This is a genomic window from Cytophagia bacterium CHB2 (genome assembly GCA_030263535.1).
GTDB lineage: Bacteria > Zhuqueibacterota > Zhuqueibacteria > Zhuqueibacterales > Zhuqueibacteraceae > Coneutiohabitans.
Genome location: SZPB01000626.1, coordinates 1 through 2,086, shown reverse-complemented (window position 1 = coordinate 2,086; position 2,086 = coordinate 1). Strand labels below are relative to the sequence as shown.

At 54.3% G+C, this 2,086-nt stretch carries 1 protein-coding gene; it reads right to left on the bottom strand.

Annotated elements, in window-relative coordinates; all coding sequences use genetic code 11:
* Window positions 1-58: 58 nt before the first annotated feature.
* Window positions 59-1,996, bottom strand: coding sequence for an acetate--CoA ligase (acs, locus tag FBQ85_29620; protein ID MDL1879289.1), 1,938 nt, complete (start codon window positions 1,994-1,996; stop codon window positions 59-61).
* Window positions 1,997-2,086: the final 90 nt, after the last annotated feature.

Here is a 2,086-nt window from a genome sequence, read left to right as displayed (position 1 = left end):
TGGTCTGAAATCTGGCGCAGTCCGTTCGGGAAATTTTTGGTCGTGCAAATTCGCCTCTTTATTTCCGCCCTTCCACCAGCTCATGCACCACCGCCGGATCTGCCAGCGTCGCGGTGTCGCCCAAATGTTCGACATCGCCCTCGGCAATCTTGCGCAAAATGCGGCGCATGATTTTGCCGGAACGCGTTTTCGGCAAACCCGGCGTGAATTGAATCTTATCCGGCGCGGCATGCGGCCCGATTTGCTGGCGCACGGTTTTGTTGATTTCGTTGAGAATTTCCTCGTTGGGCGTGACGCCCGTCATCAACGTGACATAAGCATAAATCCCCTGGCCTTTGATGTCATGCGGAAATCCCACCACCGCAGCCTCGGCCACACCGTTGGCTTTGCCAATCGCGCCCTCTACCTCCGCCGTGCCGATGCGATGCCCCGAAACATTCAACACGTCATCGACGCGGCCGGTGATCCAATAATAGCCATCTTCATCGCGGCGCGCGCCGTCTCCAGTTAGATAATATCCTGGAAAGCGATCAAAATAGGTTTGGCGAAAACGTTCGTGATCGCCATAAACCGTGCGCATCATGCCCGGCCAAGCCGTTTTGATGGCGAGATAGCCTTGCGCTGCGCCCTGCAATTCTTTGCCGGTTTCATCGAGAATCACAGGTTGCACGCCGAAGAACGGCAGCGTGGCAGATCCGGGCTTGGTTGGAATCGCGCCGGGCAGCGGCGTAATCAAAATGCCGCCGGTTTCGGTTTGCCACCAGGTGTCGACAATCGGGCAGCTTTCTTTGCCGACTACGCGATAATACCACAACCACTCGGGTTCTTTGATCGGCTCGCCGACGGTGCCGAGCAAGCGCAGCGAGGAAAGATCGTGTTGATTCGGCCAGGTATCGCCTTCTTTCATCAACGCGCGCAACGCGGTGGGTGCGGTATAAAATGTATTCACTTTATGCTTCGCAACGACCTGCCAGAATCTGCCGTAGTCAGGATAATTCGGCACGCCTTCAAACATCACCGAGGTCGCGCGATTCGCAAGCGGGCCGTAAACGATGTAAGAATGTCCGGTGACCCAGCCAATATCGGCAGTACACCAATAAATGTCGCCGGGATGATAATCGAATACCAATTCATGTGTGAAGGAAGTATAAGCGAGATAACCGCCGGTGGTGTGCAGCACGCCTTTCGGCTTGCCGGTGGAGCCAGAGGTGTAAAGAATGAAAAGTGGATCTTCCGCATGCATCGGCTCCGGTGGGCAATTTGCGGAAGCGGTTGCCATCACGTCCTGCCAGTAGAAATCGCGGCCCGGCTGCATATTCACCTTCTCGCCAGTGCGGCGCACGACGACGATTTTTTCAATCGAAGGGCACTCGGCAACGGCGGTATCGGCATTGCCTTTCATCGGGATATCCTGCTTGGCGCCGCGCACACCGGTGTCTTGCGTGATGAGAAGCTTGCACGCCGAATCGTTGATACGATCCCGCAGCGAGCGCGAGCTGAAGGCGCCAAAAACCACGGAATGCACCGCGCCGATACGAGCACAGGCGAGCATGGCAATCGGCAATTCTGGCACCATTTGCAGATAAATACACACGCGATCGCCTTTACGCACACCATTCTCTTTAAGTACATTGGCAAATTTCTGCACTTCGTGCAACAATTCGGCATAACTCAATCGCCGCGATTCGCTCGGATTGTTGCCTTCCCAAATCAGGGCGGTTTGGCCGCCATGGCCGGCCGCCACATGGCGATCTAGGCAATTGTAGCTGACATTGATCTTTCCACCTTCAAACCATTTGATGTTCGCATTGACGAAATCAAATGAAACCACCTCGTTCCATTTCTCAAACCAATGCAGGCGCTCCGCGACGTTCGACCAGAAGCCGGCGGGATCGGCAACGGATTGCTGATAGCGTTCGTGATAATCAGCCAACGATTTCAAATGTGCACGTTGGGTAAAATCTTCCGGTGGGTGGAATTTCAACGGATTGCTCATGAGACCACTCCTGATTTGATTGAAGCGAATAGACGACTTGCCAGGCACATTGTACAAATGATAAGGCATCGAATTCATAAATGCAAGCGG

Excerpts from the sequence above, each read along its gene's own strand:
- acs (MDL1879289.1), bottom strand. The coding sequence starts at position 1,996 with ATGAGCAATCCGTTGAAATTCCACCCACCGGAAGATTTTACCCAACGT.